Source organism: Falsiroseomonas selenitidurans (assembly GCF_012103215.1).
GTDB classification, from domain to species: Bacteria; Pseudomonadota; Alphaproteobacteria; order Acetobacterales; family Acetobacteraceae; genus Falsiroseomonas; species Falsiroseomonas selenitidurans.
Map to the genome: position 1 here is coordinate 65,461 of NZ_JAAVNE010000017.1, position 24,442 is coordinate 89,902.

Annotated in this window: 25 protein-coding genes; 13 read left to right on the forward strand and 12 right to left on the reverse strand. The window is 68.0% G+C overall.

Going from position 1 to position 24,442, the window contains the following annotated elements; genetic code table 11:
• Positions 1–4: 4 nt before the first annotated feature.
• The 5 genes from HEQ75_RS12330 to HEQ75_RS12350 are packed head-to-tail and all read left to right on the forward strand — an operon-like array spanning position 5 to position 5,497.
• Positions 5–691 (forward strand): hypothetical protein, encoded by a 687-nt coding sequence (locus tag HEQ75_RS12330; protein ID WP_168030877.1) that lies wholly within the window; start codon positions 5–7, stop codon positions 689–691.
• A complete protein-coding gene (locus HEQ75_RS12335) occupies positions 691–1,257 on the forward strand; it encodes a hypothetical protein (protein WP_111472463.1) in 567 nt (188 codons plus the stop codon). Before HEQ75_RS12330 ends, HEQ75_RS12335 begins: the two co-directional genes overlap by 1 nt.
• The gene (locus tag HEQ75_RS12340) at positions 1,254–1,622 is read left to right on the forward strand and encodes a DUF6950 family protein (RefSeq protein ID WP_168030879.1); all 369 of its coding nucleotides are present in this window, start codon (positions 1,254–1,256) and stop codon (positions 1,620–1,622) included. Before HEQ75_RS12335 ends, HEQ75_RS12340 begins: the two co-directional genes overlap by 4 nt.
• A complete protein-coding gene (locus HEQ75_RS12345; protein WP_168030881.1) occupies positions 1,622–3,643 on the forward strand; it encodes a phage tail protein in 2,022 nt (673 codons plus the stop codon). Before HEQ75_RS12340 ends, HEQ75_RS12345 begins: the two co-directional genes overlap by 1 nt.
• Positions 3,644–3,655: 12 nt before the next feature.
• Positions 3,656–5,497, forward strand: coding sequence for a pectate lyase family protein (locus HEQ75_RS12350; RefSeq protein WP_168030883.1), 1,842 nt, complete (start codon positions 3,656–3,658; stop codon positions 5,495–5,497).
• 250 nt (positions 5,498–5,747) lie between these two features.
• Here the strand turns inward: HEQ75_RS12350 and HEQ75_RS12355 are convergent, their stop codons facing one another.
• From HEQ75_RS12355 to HEQ75_RS12365, 3 genes are read right to left on the reverse strand one after another with little or no spacing between them, the layout of a single operon-like run.
• A complete protein-coding gene (locus HEQ75_RS12355) occupies positions 5,748–6,647 on the reverse strand; it encodes a plasmid partitioning protein RepB C-terminal domain-containing protein (RefSeq protein ID WP_168030885.1) in 900 nt (299 codons plus the stop codon).
• A 2-nt stretch (positions 6,648–6,649) separates the two neighbouring features.
• Complete coding sequence (locus HEQ75_RS12360; RefSeq protein ID WP_209318515.1) at positions 6,650–7,537, reverse strand: plasmid partitioning protein RepB C-terminal domain-containing protein; 888 nt, start codon at positions 7,535–7,537, stop codon at positions 6,650–6,652.
• Positions 7,537–9,087, reverse strand: a complete 1,551-nt coding sequence (locus HEQ75_RS12365) for a recombinase family protein (RefSeq protein WP_328733765.1) — start codon at positions 9,085–9,087, stop codon at positions 7,537–7,539. Before HEQ75_RS12365 ends, HEQ75_RS12360 begins: the two co-directional genes overlap by 1 nt.
• Before the next feature lie 191 nt (positions 9,088–9,278).
• Between HEQ75_RS12365 and HEQ75_RS12370 the strand changes: the two genes are divergently transcribed.
• Positions 9,279–9,611, forward strand: coding sequence for a hypothetical protein (locus tag HEQ75_RS12370; protein ID WP_168030889.1), 333 nt, complete (start codon positions 9,279–9,281; stop codon positions 9,609–9,611).
• A gap of 53 nt (positions 9,612–9,664) precedes the next feature.
• Here the strand turns inward: HEQ75_RS12370 and HEQ75_RS12375 are convergent, their stop codons facing one another.
• The 6 genes from HEQ75_RS12375 to HEQ75_RS12400 form a co-directional block, all read right to left on the reverse strand.
• Positions 9,665–10,120: an RES family NAD+ phosphorylase gene (locus tag HEQ75_RS12375; RefSeq protein ID WP_168030891.1), complete on the reverse strand. Its 456-nt coding sequence runs from the start codon at positions 10,118–10,120 to the stop codon at positions 9,665–9,667.
• Positions 10,121–10,314: 194 nt separating this feature from the next.
• Entirely contained in the window at positions 10,315–10,869 is a 555-nt protein-coding gene (locus tag HEQ75_RS12380) for a hypothetical protein (protein ID WP_168030893.1), read from the reverse strand.
• A gap of 378 nt (positions 10,870–11,247) precedes the next feature.
• Positions 11,248–11,748: a BLUF domain-containing protein gene (locus tag HEQ75_RS12385; protein ID WP_168030895.1), complete on the reverse strand. Its 501-nt coding sequence runs from the start codon at positions 11,746–11,748 to the stop codon at positions 11,248–11,250.
• A 478-nt stretch (positions 11,749–12,226) separates the two neighbouring features.
• Positions 12,227–12,949 (reverse strand): hypothetical protein, encoded by a 723-nt coding sequence (locus HEQ75_RS12390; protein WP_168030897.1) that lies wholly within the window; start codon positions 12,947–12,949, stop codon positions 12,227–12,229.
• Positions 12,950–12,951: 2 nt separating this feature from the next.
• A complete protein-coding gene (locus tag HEQ75_RS12395) occupies positions 12,952–13,746 on the reverse strand; it encodes a hypothetical protein (RefSeq protein ID WP_168030899.1) in 795 nt (264 codons plus the stop codon).
• Between the two features lie 561 nt (positions 13,747–14,307).
• Positions 14,308–15,711: a hypothetical protein gene (locus HEQ75_RS12400; RefSeq protein WP_168030901.1), complete on the reverse strand. Its 1,404-nt coding sequence runs from the start codon at positions 15,709–15,711 to the stop codon at positions 14,308–14,310.
• A 229-nt stretch (positions 15,712–15,940) separates the two neighbouring features.
• Here HEQ75_RS12400 and HEQ75_RS29185 point away from each other — a divergent pair, with 229 nt between their 5' ends.
• The 7 genes from HEQ75_RS29185 (at position 15,941) to soxA (ending at position 21,136) form a co-directional block, all read left to right on the forward strand.
• Positions 15,941–16,216, forward strand: coding sequence for an integrase core domain-containing protein (locus HEQ75_RS29185; protein WP_407925894.1), 276 nt, complete (start codon positions 15,941–15,943; stop codon positions 16,214–16,216).
• Between the two features lie 243 nt (positions 16,217–16,459).
• Positions 16,460–16,921 (forward strand): (2Fe-2S)-binding protein, encoded by a 462-nt coding sequence (locus HEQ75_RS12410; protein WP_168030957.1) that lies wholly within the window; start codon positions 16,460–16,462, stop codon positions 16,919–16,921.
• A gap of 14 nt (positions 16,922–16,935) precedes the next feature.
• Positions 16,936–19,122: a xanthine dehydrogenase family protein molybdopterin-binding subunit gene (locus tag HEQ75_RS12415; protein WP_168030903.1), complete on the forward strand. Its 2,187-nt coding sequence runs from the start codon at positions 16,936–16,938 to the stop codon at positions 19,120–19,122.
• A 71-nt stretch (positions 19,123–19,193) separates the two neighbouring features.
• A complete protein-coding gene (soxX, locus tag HEQ75_RS12420) occupies positions 19,194–19,616 on the forward strand; it encodes a sulfur oxidation c-type cytochrome SoxX (RefSeq protein ID WP_168030905.1) in 423 nt (140 codons plus the stop codon).
• Positions 19,613–20,062 carry a thiosulfate oxidation carrier protein SoxY gene (locus tag HEQ75_RS12425; protein WP_168030907.1) on the forward strand — a complete coding sequence of 150 codons (450 nt, stop codon included), beginning with the start codon at positions 19,613–19,615 and terminating at the stop codon, positions 20,060–20,062. Before soxX ends, HEQ75_RS12425 begins: the two co-directional genes overlap by 4 nt.
• Before the next feature lie 4 nt (positions 20,063–20,066).
• On the forward strand, positions 20,067–20,393 hold the full coding sequence (locus HEQ75_RS12430) for a thiosulfate oxidation carrier complex protein SoxZ (RefSeq protein ID WP_168030909.1): 327 nt from the start codon (positions 20,067–20,069) through the stop codon (positions 20,391–20,393).
• Positions 20,390–21,136: a sulfur oxidation c-type cytochrome SoxA gene (gene soxA, locus HEQ75_RS12435; protein WP_328733774.1), complete on the forward strand. Its 747-nt coding sequence runs from the start codon at positions 20,390–20,392 to the stop codon at positions 21,134–21,136. Before HEQ75_RS12430 ends, soxA begins: the two co-directional genes overlap by 4 nt.
• Before the next feature lie 3 nt (positions 21,137–21,139).
• Here soxA and HEQ75_RS12440 read toward each other — a convergent pair whose 3' ends face one another.
• The 3 genes from HEQ75_RS12440 to HEQ75_RS12450 all read right to left on the reverse strand — a co-directional run bounded on the left by HEQ75_RS12440 (position 21,140) and on the right by HEQ75_RS12450 (position 24,400).
• Positions 21,140–22,372, reverse strand: a complete 1,233-nt coding sequence (locus tag HEQ75_RS12440; protein ID WP_235961545.1) for an NAD(P)/FAD-dependent oxidoreductase — start codon at positions 22,370–22,372, stop codon at positions 21,140–21,142.
• Between the two features lie 48 nt (positions 22,373–22,420).
• The gene (locus HEQ75_RS12445) at positions 22,421–22,999 is read right to left on the reverse strand and encodes a hypothetical protein (protein ID WP_168030913.1); all 579 of its coding nucleotides are present in this window, start codon (positions 22,997–22,999) and stop codon (positions 22,421–22,423) included.
• 522 nt (positions 23,000–23,521) lie between these two features.
• The gene (locus HEQ75_RS12450) at positions 23,522–24,400 is read right to left on the reverse strand and encodes a Bug family tripartite tricarboxylate transporter substrate binding protein (protein ID WP_168030915.1); all 879 of its coding nucleotides are present in this window, start codon (positions 24,398–24,400) and stop codon (positions 23,522–23,524) included.
• Between the last annotated feature and the right edge of the window lie 42 nt (positions 24,401–24,442).

The window sequence follows — 24,442 nt, forward strand, 5'->3', positions numbered from 1 at the left end:
CATCATGACGGAATACGCTTGGCCGGCCGTGCTGCGCCCGTCGCGGCTGAGCTTCTACCTCCAGCACAACACGCTGCGCTTTGTCTCGCCCGTCACCCGCGCCACCCAGGTGCTGCGGCGCGAGGGCGCACGCTGGGTGGCGGAGGCGAGCTTCGAACCGCTGGGGCGCGTGCAGGCCGGGGTGATGGACGGGCTGCTGGCAGCACTCGCCGGTTCCGCCAACACGGTGCGCATCTGGGACTGGCGGCGGGAATACCGCACCGGCGATCCCCGCAGCCAGGGCGATGTGCCGACTGGACCCTACTCCTTCTCGGACGCGACGATCTTCACGGACGGGACGGGGTTGGTGGTGGGCTCGGGCAATCCCTCGCTGGCCGCCGGCGCGCCACGCGGCGCGCTGTCCATCGTCACGCAGGGATGGTGGCCGAGCACGGTGGCGGTCGGCGCCGGTGACTACATCGGCCTCGGCGGGCGGCTCTACATCGCGACCGCCGCGGTCGCCGCCTCGGGCGCGGGGACCGCCGCCATTGCCATTGCGCCACCGCTGCGCGCCGGGGTGGTGGTGGGCGAGCCGCTGATCCTCTCCCTGCCGAGCGTACCGATGCGGCTGGTCTCTGATGACGAGGCGGCGAACCCGACGCGCCCCGGTCCCTTTGCCGCCGTCACCATCCGCCTCGAGGAAGCATTGTGATGTCCGGTACCCCACGCCTCAGCAACCAGGCGGCGTCCGCCGCCACCGCGCCGATCGCCACGCCGGTCGTGCTGGTCGAGCTCGACTTCGCCACCGGCCCCTTTCGCGTCTGGACCGGGCTCGGCCCGCTCGATTGGGCCGGGAAGGTGTTCGAGGGCGCCGGCAGCATCGGCGCCATCTCGGATGTCGAGGAGACGGTGGAACTGCGTGCCGTCCGGCTCACCCTCGCCCTGTCGCCGGTGCCCCAGGAGGTGGTGGATATCGCGCTGGCCGAGCGCAGCTATCGCCTGCGGCCGGTCACGCTGTGGGGCGCGCTGCTGGACGCCCAAGGCGCCTTCGTCGCGGACCCGTTTCCGCTCTGGGCCGGGCTGATGGACACAATGGAGGTGACGGACGGCGCGGAGCCTTCCGTGGCGCTGGCCTGCGAGAGCCGGCTGGTCGACCTCGAACGAGCCGAGGTCCGCCGCTACACGGACGCCGACCAGCAGGCGGAATACCCCGGCGATCGGTTCTTTGAGTTCGTGCCCGCCCTGCAGGAGGCGGAGATCCGGCTGCCGAACCAGTGAGGGGCCCGCCCGCGGGTCGGCTGCCCGACTGGCCGGAACGGCTGGCGGCGCTGATCACGGCTGTGGAGCATCGGCCTTTCGACGCAGCACGCTGGAACTGCGGGCGCTTCGCCATGGCGGCGGTGGTCGCCTGCACGGGCCAGCGGCCGGCGTGGCAGCACCGACCCACGCTCCCCGCGATGGCGGACACCGCAGGCTTCTCGCGCGTGCCGGTGCCCTTCGCCCGCGCCGGCGACGTCGTGCTGGCCACCGACCCGGATCGCCTCGGCGTGGTCCTGGATGCCGGTCGCGCCGCCTTCGTTGGTCCCGCGGGCCTGCTCCGTCTTCCCATCACTGCCTGCGCCATTGCCTGGAGGGTTGGCTGATGCCCGTCGCCATCCCCTTCATCGCTGCCGCGGCAGGGGCCGCCGCCTCGGCTGTCATCGGTGGTGGTGTCCTAGGCGCCGTGGCGGCCGCCGGTGCCGCCCTGGTCGTCTCGGCCGTCGGTGCCGCGGTGTTCCGCCCCAAGTCGCCCTCCGCGGCCCGCAGCGCCAACGTCACGCCAGGAACAGACACCGGGCCGGGCTCGGGCTTCGATCCCCGCACGCCCGGCGCCGGCCGCACCCAATCCTTCCGCCAGCCGATCACCGAGCACCAGATCGTCTTCGGGCGCTGCCGCACCTCCGGCCCCGTGGTGTTCCTGCATTCCGCCACCGATGACGAGGGCCGCGCCGACGGCTTCCTGCATGTCGTCGTGGTGCTGGCGGCGCATCGCGTGCGCGCCATCGGCGAGGTGTTCCTCAACGGCACCGCCTCCACCGACGCGAAGTTCGCCGGCCTCCTGCGCATCGACCGGGCGCTGGGCGATCCCGGCCAGGCCGCCAACGCCAACCTCGTCGCCGACACCGGCGGCCAGTGGACCGCGGCGCATCGTGGCCAGGGGCGGGCCTATCTCGCCGTGCGCCTCAAGCTGCGGCCCGAGGCCTTCCCTTCCGGCGCGCCCAGCCTGTCCGCCATCATCGAGGGGGCGGACACCATCCTCGACCCGCGTACCGGCGCCACCGGCTGGTCCGACAATCCGGCGCTGTGCCTGGCCTGGTACCTGACCTCGCCCTTTGGCTGGCGCGCCGCCTGGGCGGATATCGACCTACCGGCGCTCATGGCCGCGGCCAACATTTGCGACGAGATCATGGGCCGGCGCGATGGCACCGCCGAGCGGCGCTACACCGTCAACGGCGCCGTCACCCTGGGCGAGGGCAAGATCACCATCACCCGCAAGCTGGTCGCCGCCATGGCCGGCGCGCTCGTGGTGAGCGGGGGGCGCTTCTACATCCATGCCGGGGCGCCGGCGCTGCCGGCCGCCACACTCACCTCCGACGATCTGCGCGGCGACGTCACCATCGTGGGCTCGCGCCCGCGTCGGGATCTCTTCAACGGGGTGCGCGCTGTCTATGTCGAGCCCGCCGCCGCCTGGCAGCCGACCGATGCGCCGCCGCTGCTCGCCAGCAACTACGTCACCGAGGATGGCGGCGAGGCGATCTACCGGGACATGGAGTTCCCGCTCACCACCTCGGCGGCGACGGTCCAGCGCCTGATGAAGATCGAGCTGGAGCGCAACCGCCGCCAGCGTGAGGTGGCGATGCAGGCCAACCTCTCCGCGCTGCGGCTGCGGCCCTGGGATGGGGTGACCGTGGCGCTGGAACGCCTCACGCCGTTCCCGGCCCGCGTGACGGGCTGGGCGCTGGCGCCGGATGGCGGGGTGAACCTGCAGCTGGCGGAGGAGGATCCCGCCGTCTGGGCCTGGAACCCGGCGACGGACGAACGGGCGACAGGCCAGAACCCCTCGGTGGTGCTGCCGAACCCAGGCGTGATCGCGGCGCCGGCGACCATCCTGGTGGAGACGCCGCTCGGGACGACCTTTACCGCGATCGCGGTGTCCTGGTCGGCGGTGGGTTCCGCCTATCTCGCCGGCTACGAAATCGAGTTCCGGCCGGCTTCCGTCGCGGTCTGGCAGGGCTACGCGGGGGGCTTCGGCGCCACGGCCGTGGCCATCCCCACCGCGGAGCCCACCGCTTTTCGCGTGCGCGCCCAGGCGCGCAGCGGGGCGGTGTCGGGCTGGCGCGAGGCGCTGGTGCCGGCTGCTGCGTCCGGCCTGGCTGCGACCGGCATCGCCGGTGGCGTGCGGCTGTCGGGCGGCTTTCCGGCCGACGGGGTGCGCCTGCAGGTCTTGGAGGCCAGCAGCGCCAGCCTCGCCGCGGCGACCAAGCTGGCCAGCGAGCCGACCGCACTGCCCTGGGACCGCACCGGCCTCACCTCGGGCCAGACCCGCTGGTACTGGCTGCGCAGCGTCGCGGCCGAGGGCAACGTCTCCGCCTTCGTCGGCCCGGTCACCGCCACCGCCCTCTGATCGGAGAACGCCATGCCGGCGCGCATCGACGACCTGCTGGTCCTCAACGCCAACCTCAATAAAAGCGACTTCGCCAAGTATCTGCGCGACCGCGAGGCGGTGCTGCCGAATGACTTCGGCGGGCTCGGTGATGGCGTGGCCGATGATCGCACCGCCATCCAGGCGGCCTTCGATCGCGCCGGGGCGGACCAGAAGTTCGCGATGATCCCGCCCGGCACATGGAACGTCTCCGGCACCGTTTCGCTGCCGGGCGGGGCGCGCGGGCTGATCATGCAGGGGACCATCCGCTACACCGGCACCGCGCCCACCTCCGTGTTGGTGCTGGGCGATGGCGGCACCATCCGCAACGCCGAGAAGCTCTACACCGGGCTGAACGTAATCCGCCAAACGCTGTCGGACTGGTCCTCCGAGGCGGACATCGGGATCACCGTGCGCAACGTCGATGCCTCGCAGATCGAGCTGCGGCGGGTGGAGGGCTTCACCATCGGCATGCGCACGCTCGGCGATGGCCGCGGCGTGGAGGACAGCACCTTCACGCTGGGGCGCATCGTCAACAACCGCATCGGCCTCGACATCTGGTGCGCAACCGCCACGGCCTGGAACACCTCGATCCGCTACTACGGCGGCCACTTCGCCCAGGCGACGGGGGTGAATGCTGCGCAGGACCGCTTCGGCGTGCGGTTCGGGAATGAGGCGGGCGCCTACACCAATCACAACCGCCACGTCTTCGACGCGCCGAATTTTGAGCTGCGCCAGGCCGGCAGCAACATCGCCATCCCTTTCCTGAACCAGACCTCGGGCTCTGCCATCATCGCCCGCAACATGCGCATGGAGTCCTGCTCGCCGCTGGCGGCACGGCACACCGCCGGGGCGCAGGATTGCGAGTACGACATAGCCTGGACCAACACCTACCTGGTGGGCATCGACTACACGCCGACGGCGAACCGCTGCGGCAATGCGGTGATCAACCGGCACCGCGCGCCGGCGTCGCGCTTCCAGCGCTTTCTGGCCGGCGTGCCGAACACCCGCGCGGCGGCGTTCCGGCAGTCGGCGACCGAGGTTGGCGTGGAGGGGCTGATCACCATCGCCACCTCGACCACCACCGCGACCTTCATGGCGGACCTCTGCTTCAACGGGTTGACGGACCTGACGCCGACCGATCGCGCCGTGACGCTGGCGGCGAACCGCGGGCTGGGGTGGATGCTCGACACCTCCCAGGCGAAGGAGTTCGCGCTGGCGCATTGGCTAACGAGCGGCGCTTCGGGCGGCCGTCTGTTCGTGCGGGTGTTCGATGGCGCAGGAAACGTGCGCGAGGACATCGCGGGCGACGTGCTGGCCTCGATCACCACCATGCAGTGGAACGGGCCGGCGAAGGGCTGGAATGCCGGCGCGCCGATGGATGATGCGAACTTCAATCGCCGGCAGACGATCCGCGTCGGCGAAGCGGTGGCCTATGCGCAGGTTGGCGTGATCGGCTTCGACGGACCAATCGACCTGCAATCGCTCCGGCTGTACGGGCTGCCGGAGGCGGCGCCCGCGGTGCTGAACGGCACGCCGTTGCTGACGGGGGCGCTGTTCGGCTCGGGGCGGCGCGACTTTGCGGCCGAGGTGTCCTGGGATCTGCCCAGCCTGGCGCCGGGGGCGACGGCGTTGCTCGACGTCACGGTGAACGGGGCACGTGCGGGCGACCTGGCAACAGCATCGCTGGTGTCGTCGACGCGCTTCATCGAGCTCGATGCGGCGGTGTGGTCGAACAACACGGTGCGCGTCATGGCGCGGAACATCTCCGCGGCGACGTTCGACCTGGCGGCGGCGACGCTGTCGGTGGGGGTGGTGAAGCGGCGGGTTCCGTGACGGCGGTTCGCAATGACCATCCCTACAGGGAGGGGGTGCGCCGCCCAACCTCGCACCCCCTCCGTCTCACCTCCCGGCATACCGGGCAACATCGGCCGACCCTATGACGGCCGGCCTGGTGGGCTCCAGACGGGTTCGCCGCCATCCCCACCACCGCCCTCGATCTGCCCCTCGTGCAGCGTCTCCGGCGGTCCCCGCGCTTTCGGGTCCGGGTCCCCATCATCCTCGGGCCATCAATGGCCTGGTGGGATCACGCGGCCACGCTGTCCATTTCCGCGATCTTTTGGAACTCAGCCAGAAATTCGGGCCGCTGTTGCGCGAGATATCGAACGACGCGCGCATTGCCGAGCAGCCGCGCGAGATAGCCTCGTGCCAGCACGAGATGGAGGTGGTCGGCTCCATAGGATTGCTCGGCGACCTTCATCTCGCGGTTCAGCTGCCCAGACTCCCTTTCCATCAGAGCCATCTGCTCATGGCTGAGGCCTTTGACCTGCTTCGGCTTCGCGTCGGGGACCAGCTGTGTCTGCGGCGTGGCAGCCAGCAGGGCCCGGGCGTAGCTCTCGGTGTATCGGTCCATGGCCACCATGAGCTCCACCGCCTCGATCTGCCGCATCGGAACCATCTTCTTCAGCACAGCAAAGATATGCTGCGAGACCGACTTATCCTTCAGGATTTCCACGGCTTCCGGGCAAACGCCGTGCAGCAGCTTTTTCTTGTGGCGCAGTGTGCCGATATCAATGTTAAGGGCGCGGGCGATCCTTTCCTCGGGAACCCTGTCCTCAATCGCCTTCAGGATCATGCGATGCTCCTGGACGATGGCGAGCCGGTTGATGCGCTTGTTGTACGTGAACGCCTCATCATCCGTCGCAATCAGGCAGACCACGTCGAGGTCACCGCGCTCCTCCAGCACCGCGACGCGCAGGTGGCCGTCGAGTAGCAGGTAGCGTCCCGGCTTTGATGGATGGCGTGCGACGACAGGCGGCTCGATCACACCGACCTCGCGGATCGATGCGGTGATGCGAGCGAATTTCGACGACCGCTTCACCTTCACTGGGACCGAGCGCAGCATCTCGATGTTGGCGATCGGGATCCTGATGCCAGCGCTCTCGAAAGCCGACCGGACCGGTCCGACGTTGGGATCGTCGGGCATGTTCAATCCGCTCCTTTGCTCTGCAGCCGTTCGGCGAGGCCTCGCGGCAGGGTTTCCAGCTGTTCCGCACGGAGCAGATTGACGAAGCCATCCTCGGAGAACAGCGCACGGAGTGCCTCCGTCACGAAGACCAGCCGATCCCGTGTCGCTTCCGCCTTCCGGACTATCATGCGCTTCTTATCCGTGTCCTGCTGGTAGGTGCGGACGAGAGCCTCGACTGACAGGGTCCGATGGCGCTTTGGGTCGTTCGGGTTCAATCCTTTGCCGCGGCGCCGGCGCTGCTCCACGAGGCGCTTCGCGGCGATCAGCCTGTGGCCACGAAGCAGGTTCCGCTCATACGCATCCTGCAGGACGTTCTGGGTCTCCTCGTCTTTGGCCATGGCGATGTCGACGGCGATGCTGACGGGAATTTGGCCGCTCTCCACGGCGCGGATCAGGCGTGTTTCGCCTTTGCCAAGCAGCCGGATCACTCCCTTGACATACTCGCCCGTCAGCCCGGTCTTCCGCGCGATATCCGTCTCGGAATGCCCGCGCTGTCGCATGCCATCGATATCGTGCAGCAGATCGAGCGCCTGGTGCTGCCGCCGGGCCAAGTTCTCCACGAGGCTCATGACCAGGCAGTCCTCGCTGCCCGCCTCGACCACGATCGCAGGAATCTCGGCTTGGCCGAGGACACGGAACGCCTCCAACCGACCCTGCCCGCAGACCAGATCGTACTTCACGGTCCCAGCGACCACGCGGCGCGCCACCGTGATCGGCCTCTTGAGGCCAATGGCTGCAATGCTCGCAACGATCTCCTGGAACGTCTTCTGGCTTCTGGCTCGCGGGTTGATGACCTCGATCAGATCGACCGCGACCGACTGAACCATGGGCGGCTTGGGATCGGCCATCATCCGACCTCCAGGATATGAGTTCGGGCTGCCAGGTCGAAGAGCGCATCGAGCCTGTCGAAGCGGTAGGCATCGAGCGATATGCCGTTGCTCTCGCGCAGCCGAAGCCGAGGCAGGTTCATGTCGAGGCGCGGCAGCAGGTAGTAGTCGAGCGCTTCGCGATTGCCTGGCGCCATCCGAACCGCGACGGTGATATCGGGGGCGATGCCCGCATCCATCCGGACATGCCACCGACGCCCACCGGCCTCGGTCTCTTGGCAGCGAGCCAGGACAATGGATGTGGTGAACTCCCTGTTGACCGTCAGAAGCTCCGTCGCCGGATTCTGCTCCACCGAGCCGCCGGCAGCCCGAATGCCTTCCAGTGTCGCCGCGACGACTTTCGGATGCATCGCCCGGAGAAGCCGATTCACCTCGAGGTAGCGATAGTCCCGGTCCGGCGTGAAGCCGACCAGCTGGTAGGCCCGGATCAGGCTCCCGAAGCGGGCCTGGTAGGCGCTGCTGGATGGCGCATCATCGGTCTCGTCGATGACGAGGCCAGACAGATGCCCGTGATGCGCGAGGGCGCGACGCAGGACCTCCAGCATCTCATCATCCGAGAGCCGGCGCGAACGCTCCTGGATGATGACCTGGACGGCATCGAACAGCAGGCGATCGACCACAGCCTCGAAAGCGGCGTCGCGACGCACCCACATATCCCGCCCATTGCGAACCCGCTTGCCGTGCAGCTTGCAGGAGATGCGGTTCCAGACGTTGTCGCCGACATACTTCTCGTTGATGAGAACCTGGTGGACAGTGCCACGCGTCCAGGGGCGGTCGAGGTCCGTGCGCAGATTGCGGTCGTTCAGGATGGCCGCGATTTCTCGCTCCGGCCGGCCATCCTCGACAAAGGTGCGATAGATCCAGCGCACCGTCTCCACCTCCTCCGATGGCCCGGGCACAAGCACCACGCGGTCGGTATGAATGCTTTTCTGCTGGCCCCGCGTCAGCACGCCCTTCGACGCGCCAGCTTCGTCGAGCAGCTTTCGCCGCAGGCCGAACCCGGGTGGTCCCCCTTGCCGGAAGCCCAGCTCGATCAGCCGGCACTGGCCGATGAAGGTCTTGTTGCCGAGGTCTCGGCTGTATTCCCGCGCCATGACCCGTTTGACGCTCTTGAGGATGTCGGAGCCGACGCTGCCGTCATTCTCGAATTGCTCGGCGCAGTACTCCACCGTGACGCCGGCCCGCTTGCAGACATACTCGTGATAGGCACTCTCGTCCGCGTCCTGGAAGCGGCCCCAGCGGCTGATGTCGTAGACGAGGATAGTGGTGAAGTCGGCACGCCCCGACCGCACATCATCGAGCAGCCGCTTCAGCGCATCTCGGCCTGCGATGCTGAGGCCGCTCTTGCCGTGATCTGCGTAAGTCCGGACGATCTCGATGCCGCGCCGCTTGGCGTATTCTCGGATAGCGTCCGATTGGTTCTCGGTGGAGTAGCGCTGGTGGTCGGTCGACATCCGCACGTATTCCGCGGCGCGGATACCGGCCGCCGCCGCTGGTTTGTCGTCGTCCACGCCAGGGTCCTGCACCACGCTGCGTCCCTCTCATTGTCCGTCGCTCCGCGTGGGCACCCTGCTGCCCCTGCTGAAAAGCAGAAGCTGCGCGACAGTTCGGACCGCGTTGCAATTTCGCCCAGAGAATAGCGAGGGCGAATCGTGCTGTGCGGACAAAGAAGGGCAATCAGTTGCACTCGAAGGGCAACAAGTTGCCCTTCTTCGAGAATGCAAAGGACGCGCGCGAGTGCTATGCGCGCGAGATCGGCAACGCGCTGCGAAGCGAGATTGCGGCCACGGGTCGGTCCGCGAAAGACATCATGCGCTGGACGCGGGCGAGCGAGCGCGCGGTGAAGGGATGGATCAGCGGAAGGCGGGGACCGAGTGGTGAACATCTCATCCCGCTGTTGGCATGCTCCGACGCCGTTTTTGCCGCGGTCCTCAAGGTCACCGGACGGGAGCGGTCATCGCGGGGCAGGCAGGTCGCCGAAGTCAGGCGCCTTCTTGGCGAAGCCGTGCTTGCGCTTGACGAAGTCGACCGGTGAGATGAGGTGGTAGGGGGACGAGCGGGATGCCTGGTCGCCTGGGTCGGAGGTGCCTATTCCGGATCGCGTGCTGCCCGGATGATGCCGAGGTCCAGCGCGTGGCAGGCCTGACCAAGTTCAACTGGGCTATCCAGCACCCGCCGCCGTGTCGCGACCCGAAGGGCTCCCCCGACCCGCGCCTGGAATAGCGCGAGGTTGTCACCGGTCCGGAAGCGTGAAGGAAACGCGATGCCATCGAAATTGGCCGGGTGTCGGTGGAGTGCTGCGGCCCAGGAACGTGCCAAGCGCTGGTCTGCGGCGCCCACGACATCGGTCGGAACGCGCGAGCGGGCAAGCGCGGCCCCGCGCAGATCCACCACGCGCACCGGCCGGATCACCTCGATCACCGCCCAATCCCAGAGTGCCAGTTCCGCCTCTGCGACCAGGAACGGACCTGGCAGGGCCGCATTTGCCCGGTCACGCAGCAGGGTCTCCTGCAGGCAGAGGGTGAAGCTCTCGCCGAAATACATCGGCAGCCATCGCGGCGTCCTCCCGCGATCCAGCATGGGATCGGAGAAGCGGGATCTGCCAGGCCCGGCGCCAAGGGCGTCGGTATGGGTGGAGCGCACGAACCTCAGCCAGCGCGCGCCCACCGGGATCGTGGCGATCGCTGGATGAAGTTCTGAGGCACTCCGCGGCGGACGGGCCCGCGCCCGCCGATCCATCACGCGCCTGTCGGGCCGAAGGCACCGATGTTGCGTGCGAGGTCGACGAGCTCCGCTGCGCGACGCCGATCGGCAGCGACCTGCAAGCCAGACTGCATGCCAAGCTCTGGGTGCTGCTGGCGCAGGAAGCGGAAAACGGCCCAGGGCTCGCCGAGCACGTCATGCAATTCCCGCAACGCCGCGATCGGCAGGCCATCCGGCCCCACCTGCCACGCAGGGAAGCGCACGCCACGCTTGGCGCCCTCGATCCCGAGCAGTTCTCCCCGCCGCCGCTTCTGGAGGACGGCCTCACGCGACAGGCCGAGCCGTTCCGCGATCTGGTCGGAGGAGAGCATGTCAGGCCCTGCCAGCAGTTCTGCCGCCGCATCGGCGCCGCGCGTGTAGGCCCGCCGCAGCGCAGCACGGGCTTCCGCGGGCGTCAGCTCGGGGCGCTCAGCTTCTGCCTCGACGGCTGGTGGCTTTGGGCGAAGGGCTTTGGTGATGTGAAAGCGGCTTTCTCCCTTCCGCTTGGCGGGGCCAATATCCAGCGTCAGCGTGCGACCGGTGCGGGCCACGGTGCCGGCGCTGCTGGCGACTGCCGTTAGGACGCGGCGAGCCTCCTCCAGAGAAATGCCGGGAGGGACCTCAATCCTGGAGCCACGGCGGGCAGCCGCACTGGATGTGGTCGAGCGGCGGGAGGTTTGGGATGCGGTGGGAGCGGCCATAACGGCAATATCGTCGTCGCAGCACGTTTCGTCAAGTTCGTCAGGTTCGTCAGGCTGTGAAATGGGCGCGCGGCAGCACGCCGATCACCGCCCAAACCCTCCCTGTTCTGTATTCATGCGGTGGAGGCCAAGGACGTAAGCTGGCTCGGTGGTGCCAGCGGGTAGCCGACAGGTCCGTTGGCCATCCCGGCTCTACACCCCGGACAAAGCCGGAATCGCCCGCGGACGCTACCTGTCGGCGCCATCCCGCTTCGTGGCAGAAGGGTGGAGCGTATCCAGCGGACCCGAATCGAGGTGCTCCAGAATACGCTTCAGTGCCGCAATGTTGTTTTCGTCTTCGGCGCTCTCGAGCGCTTCCTGCAGAACCGCGCGGATGTCGTCGGCTCCGACCCGCTCCATCTCCCAATTTGGGTACAGACGCGCGCGCTTTTCCACACTCCGGTCCAGCGTGACGATATCGTAATGGCGTGGATCGCCATGAAGGCGCGCGATCAGGTTCTCCACCTGGGCGGGCGGCCCCTCGATCCACTGGAAGAAGACGCCGCTGCCGAAAACCAGCACCCCGGTGATGTCGCGGGCGACATTGCGGCGCTGAGACAACTCGATGAGGCGGTCGACCTCAGCGTCGTCGACGCCTTCGGCGGCACGACTGCAGTAGACAAAAGTATCAAGAACGGGCCCGGCGTAGCCCGAGTCATCGTCGCCTGGAAAACGGAATTCGTCGAACATGGGTCAGCTCGCCTTGTCTATGCCGGGCAGGCCACGCCATCCGGGAAGTGGTAGGGATGCTAGCGCATCTCCCCGATCTGGATAAGGAAGGATTGGAGCCCCATCCCGGTCCCGCCTTCGCGACCGACAGCTTCGGCGCAAATGGCGAATGAGCGCCCAACTCTCCAAGGCTCCAGCCTGGAGACCGCCTGTACCGAGTCGCACCTCCTCCGCCAGTTTTGCTCTGGTTCGCACCACTACGCTGCTTTTCGCTCTGGCTCCCACAGCCCCTCTGATCCACCGCGAAGCGAAGCGAAAACGTGCGAGGGACCGCTTGTAACCGGTCGCACTCCCTCCGCCAGTGCTCCTGGGTTCGCGCCGCTACGCGGAGTTTCGCTGTCGCGCACAAGGGCGCGCCCCTGTGCCGAACACGCTTCCAGCGGTGATAGGATTTTTTCCTTGTCGCGGATCAGTCTGGGTGCAACGCAAACGTCGAAAGCTACGCGCGCTCGAATGGGAACGGGGTGCGGTTCCAAAAGCGCTGCAGGCCGTCATGGGCAATCGTCCGCTCTTCCATCGCATGTAGGGAGGCAGCGATGGCTGTCCGATCGCCGGTGCGAAGGACATCCCGAAGCGCCGCCTGCTCTCGATGCTCCGCCATACCGACCGCCGACCACAGCGGCTCGCCCAGATCCAGATACGCCTGCAGGTGGACAGCCGCGGCGGAGAAATCGCCCTTCATCGCCGCAAGCCACGCATCAATGAGGTCGATGGGAGCACTGTCGAAGAACGCACCACGCAGTGAGTTGACCCAGGCGACGACGTCGTCGAACCCGCGCACGGCATCGAGAAAGGGGCGCCCCTTTGTGTTGAAGTTGCGCAGCAGGTGCGTCTCGTAGTCGGGAGCGAACATGTCGTGGAATATGCGCGGCGGGCCCTCTTCCTCGCCGCGCACCCACCCTCCGGGCGCGGGTGAGCCGATGACGCGTTCGACTTCGAAAGAACGACGGAAGCCATGCACTGAAGGTGCCGAGAACCGCGAGAGCGGCACCACCGACAGATCCATGGCAGAGGCGGAGGCAGATCCGGTGCGTCCGATGTACAGCCCGACAATGGCGGTCTCGATTGGCGGGCGGAATAGCCAGCGGCGATGCAAGACCAGGTCCGAATGCTCGGCCAGGATCGGCGCAAAAATCTCGCGAAGCTGCTTGGCAGTTGCCACTTTCAGGGTGCTCGACGCAGTTCGATGATCAGCACCCTGGGATTGGGTAATCTGCTCTGCAGGGCGAACCGGTGCGCTTCTCCGTAGATGCGTGCTGCTTGATTTGCGTTCAGTGAAGTTGGGCCGGTCTTGATATCGTAGACGCAAATGGTGCTCGTCCCCTCGACTCGATGATAGATGTCGAGGCGAGTGGACCCATGCGTTCCATAGCGGCGGCTCTCGCCTCGCACCAGCGACAGCTCGGCTCTGACGGCAGTCGACTCGCGGCCGTAATGCCGACGCACGCTCCGCTGCATACCCGTGTGCACGGCGGTGCCCCATTGCTGCGGTGTCAGGCCCTCGCGCGGGATGCTGGCGGCAATCTCGCTCAGCCTCTCCTCGAACTCCGCGGTCTTCGGGCAGAACTCCTGCACCCGCTGCTCCGACAGCGTGCCCACCGTGACCTGCGCGCCGGCTTCAGTCCCTTCGAAGCCTCGATAGAACAGCAGAAACGGCGCGTCTGGCGCGGCGCTGCCAGATGGGGCCATCAGCCACCGGTTCTGTAGTTGGTTGTAGAAGCCTGTTGCCGCGCCAAGCAGCGCCGGAAAGGCATAAGTGGCGGTCGGGGCGGCCACGGGTACGAATTCCCCGTCTCCGGCCTGCAAGCCCTGCACGACCACACCGCCGTCCGGCATGCCCAGAGTGCAGAACTGGCTGCCATCGGTGAGGCTCTCGCAGCGACCGATCAACCGTCCCGAAGCGTCGCGCGCCGTGGCACGGCGAGCCACGCCTGGGCCCGGGTTGTTCTCCACCTCCACTCTTACTCTGGGCGTACCGTCACCACCGCCACTGCGGGCGCCTGCTCTGCCGGAGTGGCGGAAATGGCCACTCACTTCCTCGGCTTCGCCATCCCGCGTGCGCGTGTAGGGATTAACCCAAACAAGCCCGTCGCCGGTCTCACTGGCCCCGTGTCGCTGTCGGAAGGCATCGCCCACCTAAGCCTGGTAGGCGGCCCGTTCGGGATGGCCGGACTGCCAGTAGCGCGGGTCGCGCATGGCCTGTCTTAAATCGGAGGCGCTGAGCGGGATACGGTCGGGCATAAGCACCTCCTTCAATGTGCTTATTATCCTATTTTCCGATCCGAGTCCAGCATGAATACTGCGCTTAGCCCCAAGGTCCACGCTTTGGAGCGGGCCGCGACGCAGAGACGGTTCGAACCCGGTACCACCCGCCCCGCCAGTTTCGCTCCGGTTCGCACCGCTACGCGGCTTTTCGCTCCACCACGCTCCTCCCCACCACCGATCTAGCCTTTGCCGGGAACCGATAGGACTTTCGTCCCGGCATTTGACCATACAGGGTATAGCGATTGGCAGCCGAGGCTACGCTTTCTCGAATGGGAATGGCGTGCGGCGCCAGAAGCGCTGGAGGCGGTTCTGGGAGATCGTGCGCTCCTCCATCACGAGCAGCAAGGCGGCGATATGCTGTCTGTCGCCGGTGCGCAGGACGTCTCGGATCGCTCTCTCTTCACGCCCGCTATCTGCGCCGAATGCTGACCAGGATGGCGTCATCCAGTCTATGTGGGCTTGAAGCCTGTTGGCGGCGGTCACGAAGTCCCCTTGCATCGTTGCAAGCCAAGCACTGAATTTATCGATGTCCCCTCGACCGTCGGGCGGCCGACAGAAACGGCGAACCCAGGCAGCGACATCGTCGAAGTTGCGGAACGCGTCGAGAAACGCCAGTACCTTAGCGTTGAAATTTCGCAGGAGTTCCGTTTGGTACCCAGGCGCGAACATGTCCTGAAAGATCCGTGGGGGACCTTCTTCTTCGCTCCGTACCCACCGGTTGGGAGCAGGCACGCCAATGACACGTTCCACTTCAAACGGTTCGTCGAATCCAAGCGTCGAGGGATGATAGAACCGTGATAGCGGGATGACCGACAGTGCCATGACAGAGTCGCTCGCTGACGAAGTTCGGCCAATATACAAACCCACAATTGCACTCTCGATCGGCGGACGGAACAGCCAGCGGCTACACAAAATTAAGTCGGGATGCTCGACCAGGATCGGGGCGAAGATTTCGCGAAGTTGCTTCAGCGTTGCCATGATCAGGGCGTCCGCCGCAGTTCTGACGAGAACGCGCGGGTTGGCGATGTTGCCGCTCCGTTGGCCGAAAGCATGTGCTGTTGCGTCGATGCGCGCCGCCTGCGTCGCGCTCAACCCCGTCGTCCCAGTCTTGATCTCATAGGCGCAGATTGTGTCTGTTCCCTCGACGCGGTGATAGATATCGAGGCGCGTTGATCCTGCTGGACCGTAGGGACGAATTAGATTTTCGACCAAGGACAACTCCGACCTGACCACGGTTGAGGACGTACCATATTGCCGTCGCAAGCCGTGGTGCATCGCCGTATGGACATCCATTCCCCATCGCTGCGGCGAGCGTCCTTCGCGTGGCAGCCCCGCGGCGATCTCGCTCAGCCTTTCCTCGAACTCCGCGGTCTTGGGGCGTAAATCGCGCACACGCTGCTCTGAAAGCTGGCCGACAGTGACCTGCATGCCGGCTTCAGTTCCCTCGAAGCCGCGGTAGAAATACAGGAAAAGCGTATCTGCCTCGGCGCTGCCAGGTGGCGCTGTCAGCGGCCGATTGGGCAAGTAGTTGTAAAGCCCTGTGGCAGCGCCGAGCAACGCCGGGAATCCATAGGCAGCCGCTGGGGCGGCGACGGGCACGAACGCGCCGTCGCCAGCCTGCAAACCCTGCACGAGGATACCGCCATCCGGCATAGCCATGGTGCAAATCTGCCCGTCATCTGAGAGGGTCTCGCAACGACCGATGAGGCGTCCCGAGCGGTCGCGCACAGTGGTGCGGCGCGTGACGCCGCGACCCGGCTCGTTCTCGACCGAAATGGCGCCCTGGGCTGCATCGCCACCTGGATCACCTGGGCCACCTTGCCTGCGCGAGTGGCGGAAATGGCCGCTGACTTCCTCGGTTTCGCCGTCCCGCGTGCTCGTGGCTGATATGTCCAGTCTTGAGGCTGAAGGACGTCGCTTACCCTGCAGCCGAGATCGGCAGCTTCGCGCCCCATGTGGCCGATCAGAACTAACGAGAGCCAGCCCGGAAGCCGCCCTTCGGTCGAGCGGAAGAGCCATTGTCTTTCTCGAGGACTGGCGCAGGCCCTACAACAGGGTCAGGCCGCACTCGGCACTGGGCTACCGCCCGCCCGCCCCGGAGACGCTGCCCATGGCCAAGTCGCAGATCAACTCAGGAGCAGGTGCGACTGTGATGGGCCACTAACATTCAGCCCGGACCACTCGATGGGGGCTGGTCAAATCCTCAGCCATCACTATCGACCTTCGTAAATGGACCATGCGTTATTGGTAGGGCGCGAGCCTTCGTTTCTCGGAGCAGAACGGCAGCGCGATGGCGTGATACTGGCGCCTGCCTCACGCAGTCTGGCAGTGACAAGGCTGCTCGCCTGCGGGTAGCTTTGTCGCAAGATTGTGCGGCAACAGCGCGCGCGAAGGGCAGGAGATCGGCATGGCCAAACTCAACGTCAACGGGGCGGTGGTGGAACTCGATGTCGCCACGGAAACGCCCCTGCTCTGGGCGCTGCGGGACCACGCTGGTCTCACCGGCACGAAGTATGGCTGCGGCATCGCGGCCTGCGGCGCCTGCACCGTCCACATCGACGGCCAGGCCATCCGCTCCTGCATCACGCCGGTCTCGGCACTCGACGAATCCCAGAAGATCGTGACAATCGAAGGGTTGTCGCCGGATGGCAACCACCCCGTCCAGGTGGCATGGCGCGAACTGGACGTGCCGCAATGCGGCTTCTGCCAGTCCGGCATGATCATGGCCGCCGCCGCGTTGCTGGCGCAGACACCGCGCCCGACCGACGAAGACATCAACGTGGCCATGAGCAACATCTGCCGCTGCGGCACCTATAACCGCGTGCGCGCCGGCATCCACAAGGCCGCCGCTGGCGGCATCACCGGCTGAAGGAGGCGCACATCATGGCTCCGCTCGACAACGTCGCGCCGTCCCGCCGCCTCCTGCTGAAGGGGGCGGCCGCAGGCGCTGTCCTGTTCGGCTTCCACCTGCCGCCCAAGCAGGCGCTCGGCCAGGGCGCACCCTCGGCGCAGGTGCCGGAAGTCAACGCCTGGGTGGTGATCCACCCGGATGACCGCGTGGTGCTGCGCATGGCGCGGTCCGAGATGGGTCAGGGCACGCGCACCGGCCTCGCGCAGATGATCGCCGAGGAACTGCACTGCGACTGGTCCAAGATCAGCACCGAATACGTCACGCCCGGCCAGAGCCTGGCGCGCAACCGCGCCTGGGGCGCCTTCCTCACCGCCGGCAGCCAGGGCATCCGCAACAGCCAGGACTACGTCCGCAAGGGCGGCGCCGCGGCGCGGATCATGCTGGTGGCGGCTGCGGCGACCCGCTGGGGTGTTCCGGCGGCAGAATGCACTGCCAAGGACAGCGTGGTCACGCACGGCCCCACGGGCCGTACCCTGCGCTATGGCGAGGTGGCGGCCGATGCCGCGAAGCTGACGCCGCCGGCCGAGGTTCCGCTGAAGGACCCGAGCGACTGGACCGTGATCAACACCTCCAAGCCGCGCCTGGATACGGCGGCGAAGACGACCGGCAGCCTGATCTATGGCTCCGATCTGAAGATGCCGGGGATGCTGGTGGCCGTGCCGCGGCGCTGCCCGGTGTTCGGCGGCACGGTGCGCGCCATCGACCGCGCGAGTGCCGCCGCCCTGCCTGGCGTCCGGCACGTGCTGCAGGTGGGTGATGGCGCGGTGGCCGTGGTGGCGGACACCTTCTGGCAGGCCAAGACGGCGCTCGACGCGCTGAAGGTGGACTGGGATGTGGGCGAGAACGGCCAGGTCTCCTCCGCCACCATCGATGCGAGGCTGACCGAGGGGCTGGACGCGGCGGAAGCCTTCATCGGCAACCAGAACGGCGACGCGCGCGCCGCCATCGGCGCCGCGCCGCGCAAGCTGGAGGCGGTGTATTCCTATCCGTTCCAGAACCACGCGCCGATGGAGCCGATGAACGCCACGGTGGTGTGGACGGCGGAGCGGTGCGATGTCTGGTGCCCAACCCAGAATGGCGAGGCGGCGCTGGCCGCCACCGCCCAGGCGGCCGGCCTGCCGCAGCAGCAATGCGACATCCACCGCGTGGACCTCGGCGGCGGCTTCGGCCGGCGCACCACGCATGACTGGCTGATCGACGCGGTGCTGATCGCCAAGCAGATCCCGGGCGTACCCATCAAGACGATGTGGACGCGCGAGGAGGACATGGTGCAGGGGCGCTACCACCCCGTCACCAAGGCCAAGCTTACCGCGGGCATCGACGCCAACGGCGAGATCACCGGGCTGCACATGCGCATCTCCGGCCAGTCGATCCTGTCCTTCGTGTTCCCAAATGCCTTGCAGGCCGGGCGGGACCCGGTGGTGTTCCAGGGGCTGAACCCGACCGGCAATGACAGCCGCATCGGCTACAGCTTCCCGAACCTGCTGATCGACCATGCGATGCGGAACACGCATGTGCCGCCGCATTTCTGGCGCGGGGTGAACCACAACCAGAACGCCGTCTACCTCGAATGCTTCCTGGATGAGGTGGCGCACGCCACGGGGCAGGACCCGCTGGCGCTGCGCCGCAAGCTGATGGCGAACCACCCGAAGCACCTCGGCGTGCTGAATGCGGTGGCGGAGCGTATCGGCTGGGGCGGGCCGCTGCCGGAAGGCGTGCAAGGCCGCGGCATCGCGCAGCAGATGGGCTTCGGCAGCTATGTCGCCGCCGCAGCCGATGTCTCGGTGAACGACCAGGGCGTGCTGCGGATCCACCGCATCGTGGCCGCCACGGATTGCGGCTATGCCGTCAACCCGCAGCAGATCCAGATGCAGGTGGAAGGCTCCTTCGTCTATGGCCTCTCGGCGCTGCTCTATGGTGCGTGCACGGTGAAGGACGGGGCGATCGAGCAGACCAACTTCGACACCTACAACGTGCTGCGCATGGACGAGATGCCGAAGGTGGAAACCATCGTCATGCCCTCCGGCGGGTTCTGGGGCGGCGTGGGCGAGCCGACCATCATGGTGGCGGCGCCAGCGGTGCTGAACGCCATCTTTGCCGCCACCGGCAAGCGCATCCGCACCGTGCCGCTGAAGGACCAGGACCTGCGCCGCGCGTGACGGCGTGCCCCGATCCCTCCCCCGCAGGCGGGGGAGGGGCTGGCTGGGCCTGCCGGCTGGGGCTGGGGCTCATGCTGCTGCTGCCCGGCGCCCCAGGCTTGGCGCAGGTGGCGCCCTACAGCGTCACCGGCGATGCGATCGAGGCGCCGCTGGAGGACCTTGCAGGCGATGCCGCGCGCGGTGCCGCGGTGACGCGAAACCGGGAGACGGCGAATTGCCTGATCTGCCATGCCATCCCCGACACGCGGGAGCCGTTCATGGGCGATATCGGCCCGCCGCTCGCGGGGGTTGGATCACGGCTCACCGAGGGCCAGATCCGGCTGCGGCTGGTGGACCCGACGCGGCTGAACCCGGACGCGGTGATGCCGCCCTATCACCGCGTCGCCGGCCTGACGCGGGTGGATGAACGCTTTCGCGGCCAGCCCGTGCTGACCGCCCAGGAGATCGAGGATGTGGTCGCCTTCCTCGCCACGCTGAAGGACCGAAAGGAATGAGCCTGCACCGCCGCACCCTGCTTGCCCTGCCCCTCGCCGCCGCCACGGCGGGCGGGGCGGCGGCGCAATCCATCACCGGCGAGAGCTTCGCGGCCGCGGAACGCGCCATCCTGGCCGGCCGGACCCCGGTTGCGGCAGGCGTCACCATCGCCATGCCGCCGCTGTCCGAGAACGGCAACGCCGTGGATCTCTCGGTGAAGGTCGAAAGCCCGATGACGGCGGAAGACCATGTCTCGGCCATCCATATCCTGTCGGAACTGAACCCCTTCCCGCGCGTCGCGCGCTTCACCCTTTCGCCCCGCGCGGGCCGGGCGGAGGTCACGACGCGGATCAGGCTCGCCACGACGCAGAGCATCGTGGTGCTGGCGGAAACCAGCACCGGACGGGTGCATCGCGGCACGCGGGAGGTCATCGTGATCCTCGGCGCCTGCGTGGACGGGGGCTGAGCCGATGGCGGAAAGCATCCTCGCCCGCATCACCCTGCCGGAGAAGGCGCGGAAGGGCGAGGTCGTGGCCGTGCGCGTCATCGTCCGCCATCCGATGGAACGCGCGGTGGACGCGCCTGGCCTGCGGCCGGTGCCGCGGAAAATCCTGCACACGCTGCGCGTCACCTATGCCGGTGCCGAGGTGTTCCGCATGGAGATGTCGCCCGGCATCGCCGCCAACCCCTATGTCGAGTTCACCACCGTCGCGGTGGAAAGCGGCGCCATGGTCTTCGAATGGCAGGAGGATGGCGGCACGGTCTTTCGGCGCGAGGCGCGGCTGGAGGTGGCGTGAAGCGCGCGGCGCCGCTCGCGCTGCTCGCCGGGCTCGGCCTCGCTGCCCTTGCCGTGGCGGCGGAGGTGCGGCCGCCGCAGGACTACCTCTCGCCCACCCTGCGGGCGCAGCAGGACGACCCCTCGCGCCATCCCGGCTGGCTTTGGGTGGATGAGGGCGAGGCGCTGTGGCGGCGGGGCGATCCAAGCTGCCAGTCCTGCCACGGCGATATCGCCGGCATGGCGGGGGTGGCCGCGCGCTACCCGGTGGTGGCGCAGGATGGCGCGCTGCTGAACCTGGAAGGTCGTATCGAGCGCTGTCGCATGCGCCACCAGGGCCAGCCCGCCATCGGCTATGAGAGCGAGGCGCTGCTGTCGCTCACCACCGCCGTCGCGTCGCGCTCGCGCGGCCTGCCGATGTCGGTGGCGGTGGACGGGCCAGCGGCGGCGTTCCTCGAGCAGGGCCGGACGCTCTATGAGACGCGGCAGGGGCAGCTCAACCTGGCCTGCGGGCAGTGCCATGACGACAATGCCGGGCGCAGGCTGCGCGGTGACGTGATCTCGAACGGGCTCGGCACCGGCTTTCCCGCCTATCGGCTGGAATGGAACGGGGTCGGCTCCCTGCACCGCCGGCTGCGCGCCTGCCAGCTTGGCGTCCGTGCCACGCAATTCGAACTGGGCGCGCCGGAATACACGGCGCTGGAACTGTTCCTCGCCCACCGCGCCCGCGGCCTGCCGGTGGAGGCGCCTGGCCTGCGGCGTTGAGGTTCAGGAGAACATGTCCGCCGTGATGCTCTCATACCAGCCATCGGCGTAGAGCGCCTCCAGTCGGCGCTGTTCCGGCAGGTCGCCACGGGGCGAGGTGCCGCCGGAAGCGGGGACCTCCGCCACCGCGCTTCCATCCGCATTCGGGCGGAAGATATTGACCACGGAAATCCCGTAGCCCTCCCCCGCATGGGAGTAGCAGGTGTTGAAGTACACCGGCTCCGGCGGCGGCGCGCCGCGCAGCGCCGCCACGGCACTGGCCACCGCCTGCTTCGCGGTGCTGTTGGCAAGGAAGCCGGATTTCGGCATCGCCCCCGCCTGGTTGGCATCGCCGATCACATGGATGCCCGGCGCCGCCTTCGCCTCGAAGCTGCGGTAGTCCACCGGCACCCAGCCGGTGGCATCGGCAAGACCGGCCTCGATGGCGATGGCGGCGGCCGATTGCGGCGGAATCACATTGGCGACGTCGGCACGGTGCCGCGTGCCCAACTCCGTCTCCAGCACGCCGGCGCGCGGCTCCACGCGCATCACGCGGCCATCCACATTGGCCGGCACCCATTCGACCATGGCGCCGTAGAGCGCGCGCCAGGCGTCCTGGAACAGCGGCTGCTTGCTGAACCGCTCCTTGGCATCCAGCGCCAGGATCTTCGCCCGCGGCTTATGGCGCTTGAGGTAGTGCGCGATCATGCTGATGCGCTCATAGGGCCCGGGCGGGCAGCGATAGGGGTTGGGCGGGATGGCCAGCGCCACCACGCCCCCATCCGGCATCGCCTGGAGCTGCCGCCGCAGCAGGCGCAGCTGCGCGCCATCCCCGGCGATCCAGGCATGCGGCATCGCCGCCGCCGCCGCCTCGTCATAGCCCTCGATCGCATTCCAGCGCAGCGCGATGCCCGGCGAGAGAATCATACGGTCATAGGCCAGCGTCTCCCCCCCGCCGAGGCGGACGCGGCGCGCCACCGGGTCGATGCCCACGGCGCGATCCTGCACCACGCGCACGCCACGCGCGACGAGACCCTCATAGCCATGGGTGATGGCGGGCATCTCCCGCAGCCCGCCGAGCACCAGATTGCCATAGGGGCAGGTGATGAAGCGGGGCTGCGGCTCCACCAGCGTGACGGCGACCTCGGGGGCCAGTGTGCGGGCGAAGCGCGCGGCGGAGGCACCGCCGAAGCCGCCCCCCACCACCAGGAGCCGGGCCTGGCCCTGTGCCCGCCCCAAGGCGGGGGCGGCGAGCAACAGGGCGGGGAGGCGGAGCGCAGTCCGGCGCGGCATGGGGCGCATGGCTCAGCGGGCCCCTGCGAAATGCTCGGCCATGATGCCAAGTTCCGCCTCGTCGTAGCCGCGCATGATGCGATCCATGATGGTGGCGGGACGTTCACCGCTGCGGAAGGCGTGGAGCAGCGCGCGCAGTTCGCCCGCATCCCGCCCGGCGATGGCGGGCACCGCGCCGGCGCCGCCGCCGGCCGGACCGTGGCAGCCGAGGCAGGCCTGCGCCACGGGCGGTGCGGCGGTGCCAGCGGCGAGGGCGGCCGGGGGCGGCGCAAGCAGCAGCAGCAGGATAGTGCGTGACAAATGCCGCTGCATGACCGTTCCCCTCCCAATGCGGGGAAGCCTAGGCCGGCCGCGGCGTGCGGGCCAGCGTTGTGTCAGGCGGGGCGCGTGGACGAACCTGATCCATAGGCGGATGGAGGAGAGAGCGGCGAAGCCGAGGAAGCTGTCGGCGGTCTGGTCGTGGCGGGTGGCGACGCGGCGGCTGTTCTTCAGGCGGTTGACGAAGCACTCGATGCGGCGGCGCAGCGCGTGGAGGGGGCGGCTGACGCAGTGCGGGACGTGGCGGTTCCACCTGGTCGGGATCTCCGGCACGGCAGCCGCGGCTGCGCAGGTCCTGCCGGATCGGGTCGCTGTCATCGTCCTCGTCGCCGAGCATGATGCCGGAGGCGCTGTCGCGCGCCTCCATCAGCGCCTCGTCGTTCGAGCAGTCAGCCTCCTGCCCAGCGGTCACATGCAAGGCGATGGGCAGGCCATGCGCGTTGCCGCGGATGGGGAGCTTGCTCGTGAAGCCACCTCGCGAGCGCCCAAGACCCTGTCGATGAGTCCCCCCCTTCCGCCGGCGGCACAGTGGTGTGCCCGGATGCTGGTGCTGTCGATCATCTGCAGGAGGTCGGCCTCGCCGCCGCCATCGGCCAAGGCTTCCAGCATCACGTCCCACAGGCCGGATGCGGTCCAGCGCCGGAGACCACTCCACCGGGGCTGGTCAAGGTATCCCGGCAGATCCCGGCGATCGTGGCCGATCACCGCCTCAATCGCCGGCTTGGCGGCGCGCCATCTGGCGCGACGGCTATCCGGCCGCTCGCCCGCCTTCGGCGGGCGCAGCCCGTCGCCAGGTCAGTCGCGACGCGCGCCCGTGGCGCGGATGATCGGCTCCCAGCGCGTCTTCTCGGCCCGCACGAAGGCCATCATCTCCGGCTGCGGGATCGGGGGCAGCACTTCGAAGCCGAGTTCCACCAGGCGCCGCCGCACCGTCTCATCGGTCAGGGCCGCCTGCGTCACCTCCACCATCCGCGCCATGATCGGCGCCGGAACCCCGGCGGTCGTGGCGATCGCGACCCAGGTGGTCATCTCATAGTCAGGGAAGCCGAGCTCCTTCATCGTCGGCACATCCGGCAGGAAGGGCGATCGCCGTGCGGAGGTCACGGCAAGGGGGCGGAAGGCGCCGCCGCGGATGCCCGGAAGCAGGGTGGAGATGTTGAAGTAGGCGAAGTCCACCTCGCCGGTCTGCGCCGCCAGGATGCCTTGCGGCGCGCCGCGATAGGGGACGTGGAGCACATCCAGCCGCGCCTGCTGCGCGAGCATCGCCGACGAGATGTGGTGCGTCGTGCCGACGCCGCCCGAGGAATAGGTGAGCTTGCCCGGCTGTGCCCGCGCCGCCGCGAGGAGGTCGGCCAGGGAACGGAAGGGTGAGGCGCTGCGCACCACCAGCGCGTTGGAGATGCCGGCGATGCGGCCGATATAGGCGAAGTCCTGCAGCGGGTCGTAGGGGATCGAGGGATAGAGCACCGGGTTGAAGGCGACGCTGGTCTGCCCCGTGACGGTGATGGTGTAGCCATCCGATGCCGCACGCGCGACCTGGCCCAGGGCCAGGTTGCCGTTGGCCGCCGGCCGGTTCTCCACCGGCACCGGCTGGCCCAGCCGCTGCGACCACTGCTCGGCCATGAGGCGCGCCAGGATGTCCACCGAGGAGCCGGCCGCGAGCGGCGCGATCATCGTGATCGGCCGTGTCGGCCAGCTCGCCTGTGCTCGGGCGCC

Bases quoted from the DNA above. Each gene is read 5' to 3' on its own strand.
- HEQ75_RS12330 (WP_168030877.1), top strand. From the start codon at position 5: ATGACGGAATACGCTTGGCCGGCCGTGCTGCGCCCGTCGCGGCTGAGC.
- HEQ75_RS12335 (WP_111472463.1), top strand. From the start codon at position 691: ATGTCCGGTACCCCACGCCTCAGCAACCAGGCGGCGTCCGCCGCCACC.
- HEQ75_RS12345 (WP_168030881.1), top strand. From the start codon at position 1,622: ATGCCCGTCGCCATCCCCTTCATCGCTGCCGCGGCAGGGGCCGCCGCC.
- HEQ75_RS12350 (WP_168030883.1), top strand. From the start codon at position 3,656: ATGCCGGCGCGCATCGACGACCTGCTGGTCCTCAACGCCAACCTCAAT.
- HEQ75_RS12355 (WP_168030885.1), bottom strand. From the start codon at position 6,647: ATGCCCGACGATCCCAACGTCGGACCGGTCCGGTCGGCTTTCGAGAGC.
- HEQ75_RS12360 (WP_209318515.1), bottom strand. From the start codon at position 7,537: ATGGCCGATCCCAAGCCGCCCATGGTTCAGTCGGTCGCGGTCGATCTG.
- HEQ75_RS12375 (WP_168030891.1), bottom strand. From the start codon at position 10,120: ATGTATTTCGGCGAGAGCTTCACCCTCTGCCTGCAGGAGACCCTGCTG.
- HEQ75_RS12385 (WP_168030895.1), bottom strand. From the start codon at position 11,748: ATGTTCGACGAATTCCGTTTTCCAGGCGACGATGACTCGGGCTACGCC.
- HEQ75_RS12400 (WP_168030901.1), bottom strand. From the start codon at position 15,711: ATGGCTATGCCGGATGGCGGTATCCTCGTGCAGGGTTTGCAGGCTGGC.
- HEQ75_RS29185 (WP_407925894.1), top strand. From the start codon at position 15,941: ATGTCCAGTCTTGAGGCTGAAGGACGTCGCTTACCCTGCAGCCGAGAT.
- HEQ75_RS12410 (WP_168030957.1), top strand. From the start codon at position 16,460: ATGGCCAAACTCAACGTCAACGGGGCGGTGGTGGAACTCGATGTCGCC.
- HEQ75_RS12415 (WP_168030903.1), top strand. From the start codon at position 16,936: ATGGCTCCGCTCGACAACGTCGCGCCGTCCCGCCGCCTCCTGCTGAAG.
- soxX (WP_168030905.1), top strand. From the start codon at position 19,194: ATGCTGCTGCTGCCCGGCGCCCCAGGCTTGGCGCAGGTGGCGCCCTAC.
- HEQ75_RS12425 (WP_168030907.1), top strand. From the start codon at position 19,613: ATGAGCCTGCACCGCCGCACCCTGCTTGCCCTGCCCCTCGCCGCCGCC.
- HEQ75_RS12430 (WP_168030909.1), top strand. From the start codon at position 20,067: ATGGCGGAAAGCATCCTCGCCCGCATCACCCTGCCGGAGAAGGCGCGG.
- HEQ75_RS12450 (WP_168030915.1), bottom strand. From the start codon at position 24,400: ATGATCGCGCCGCTCGCGGCCGGCTCCTCGGTGGACATCCTGGCGCGC.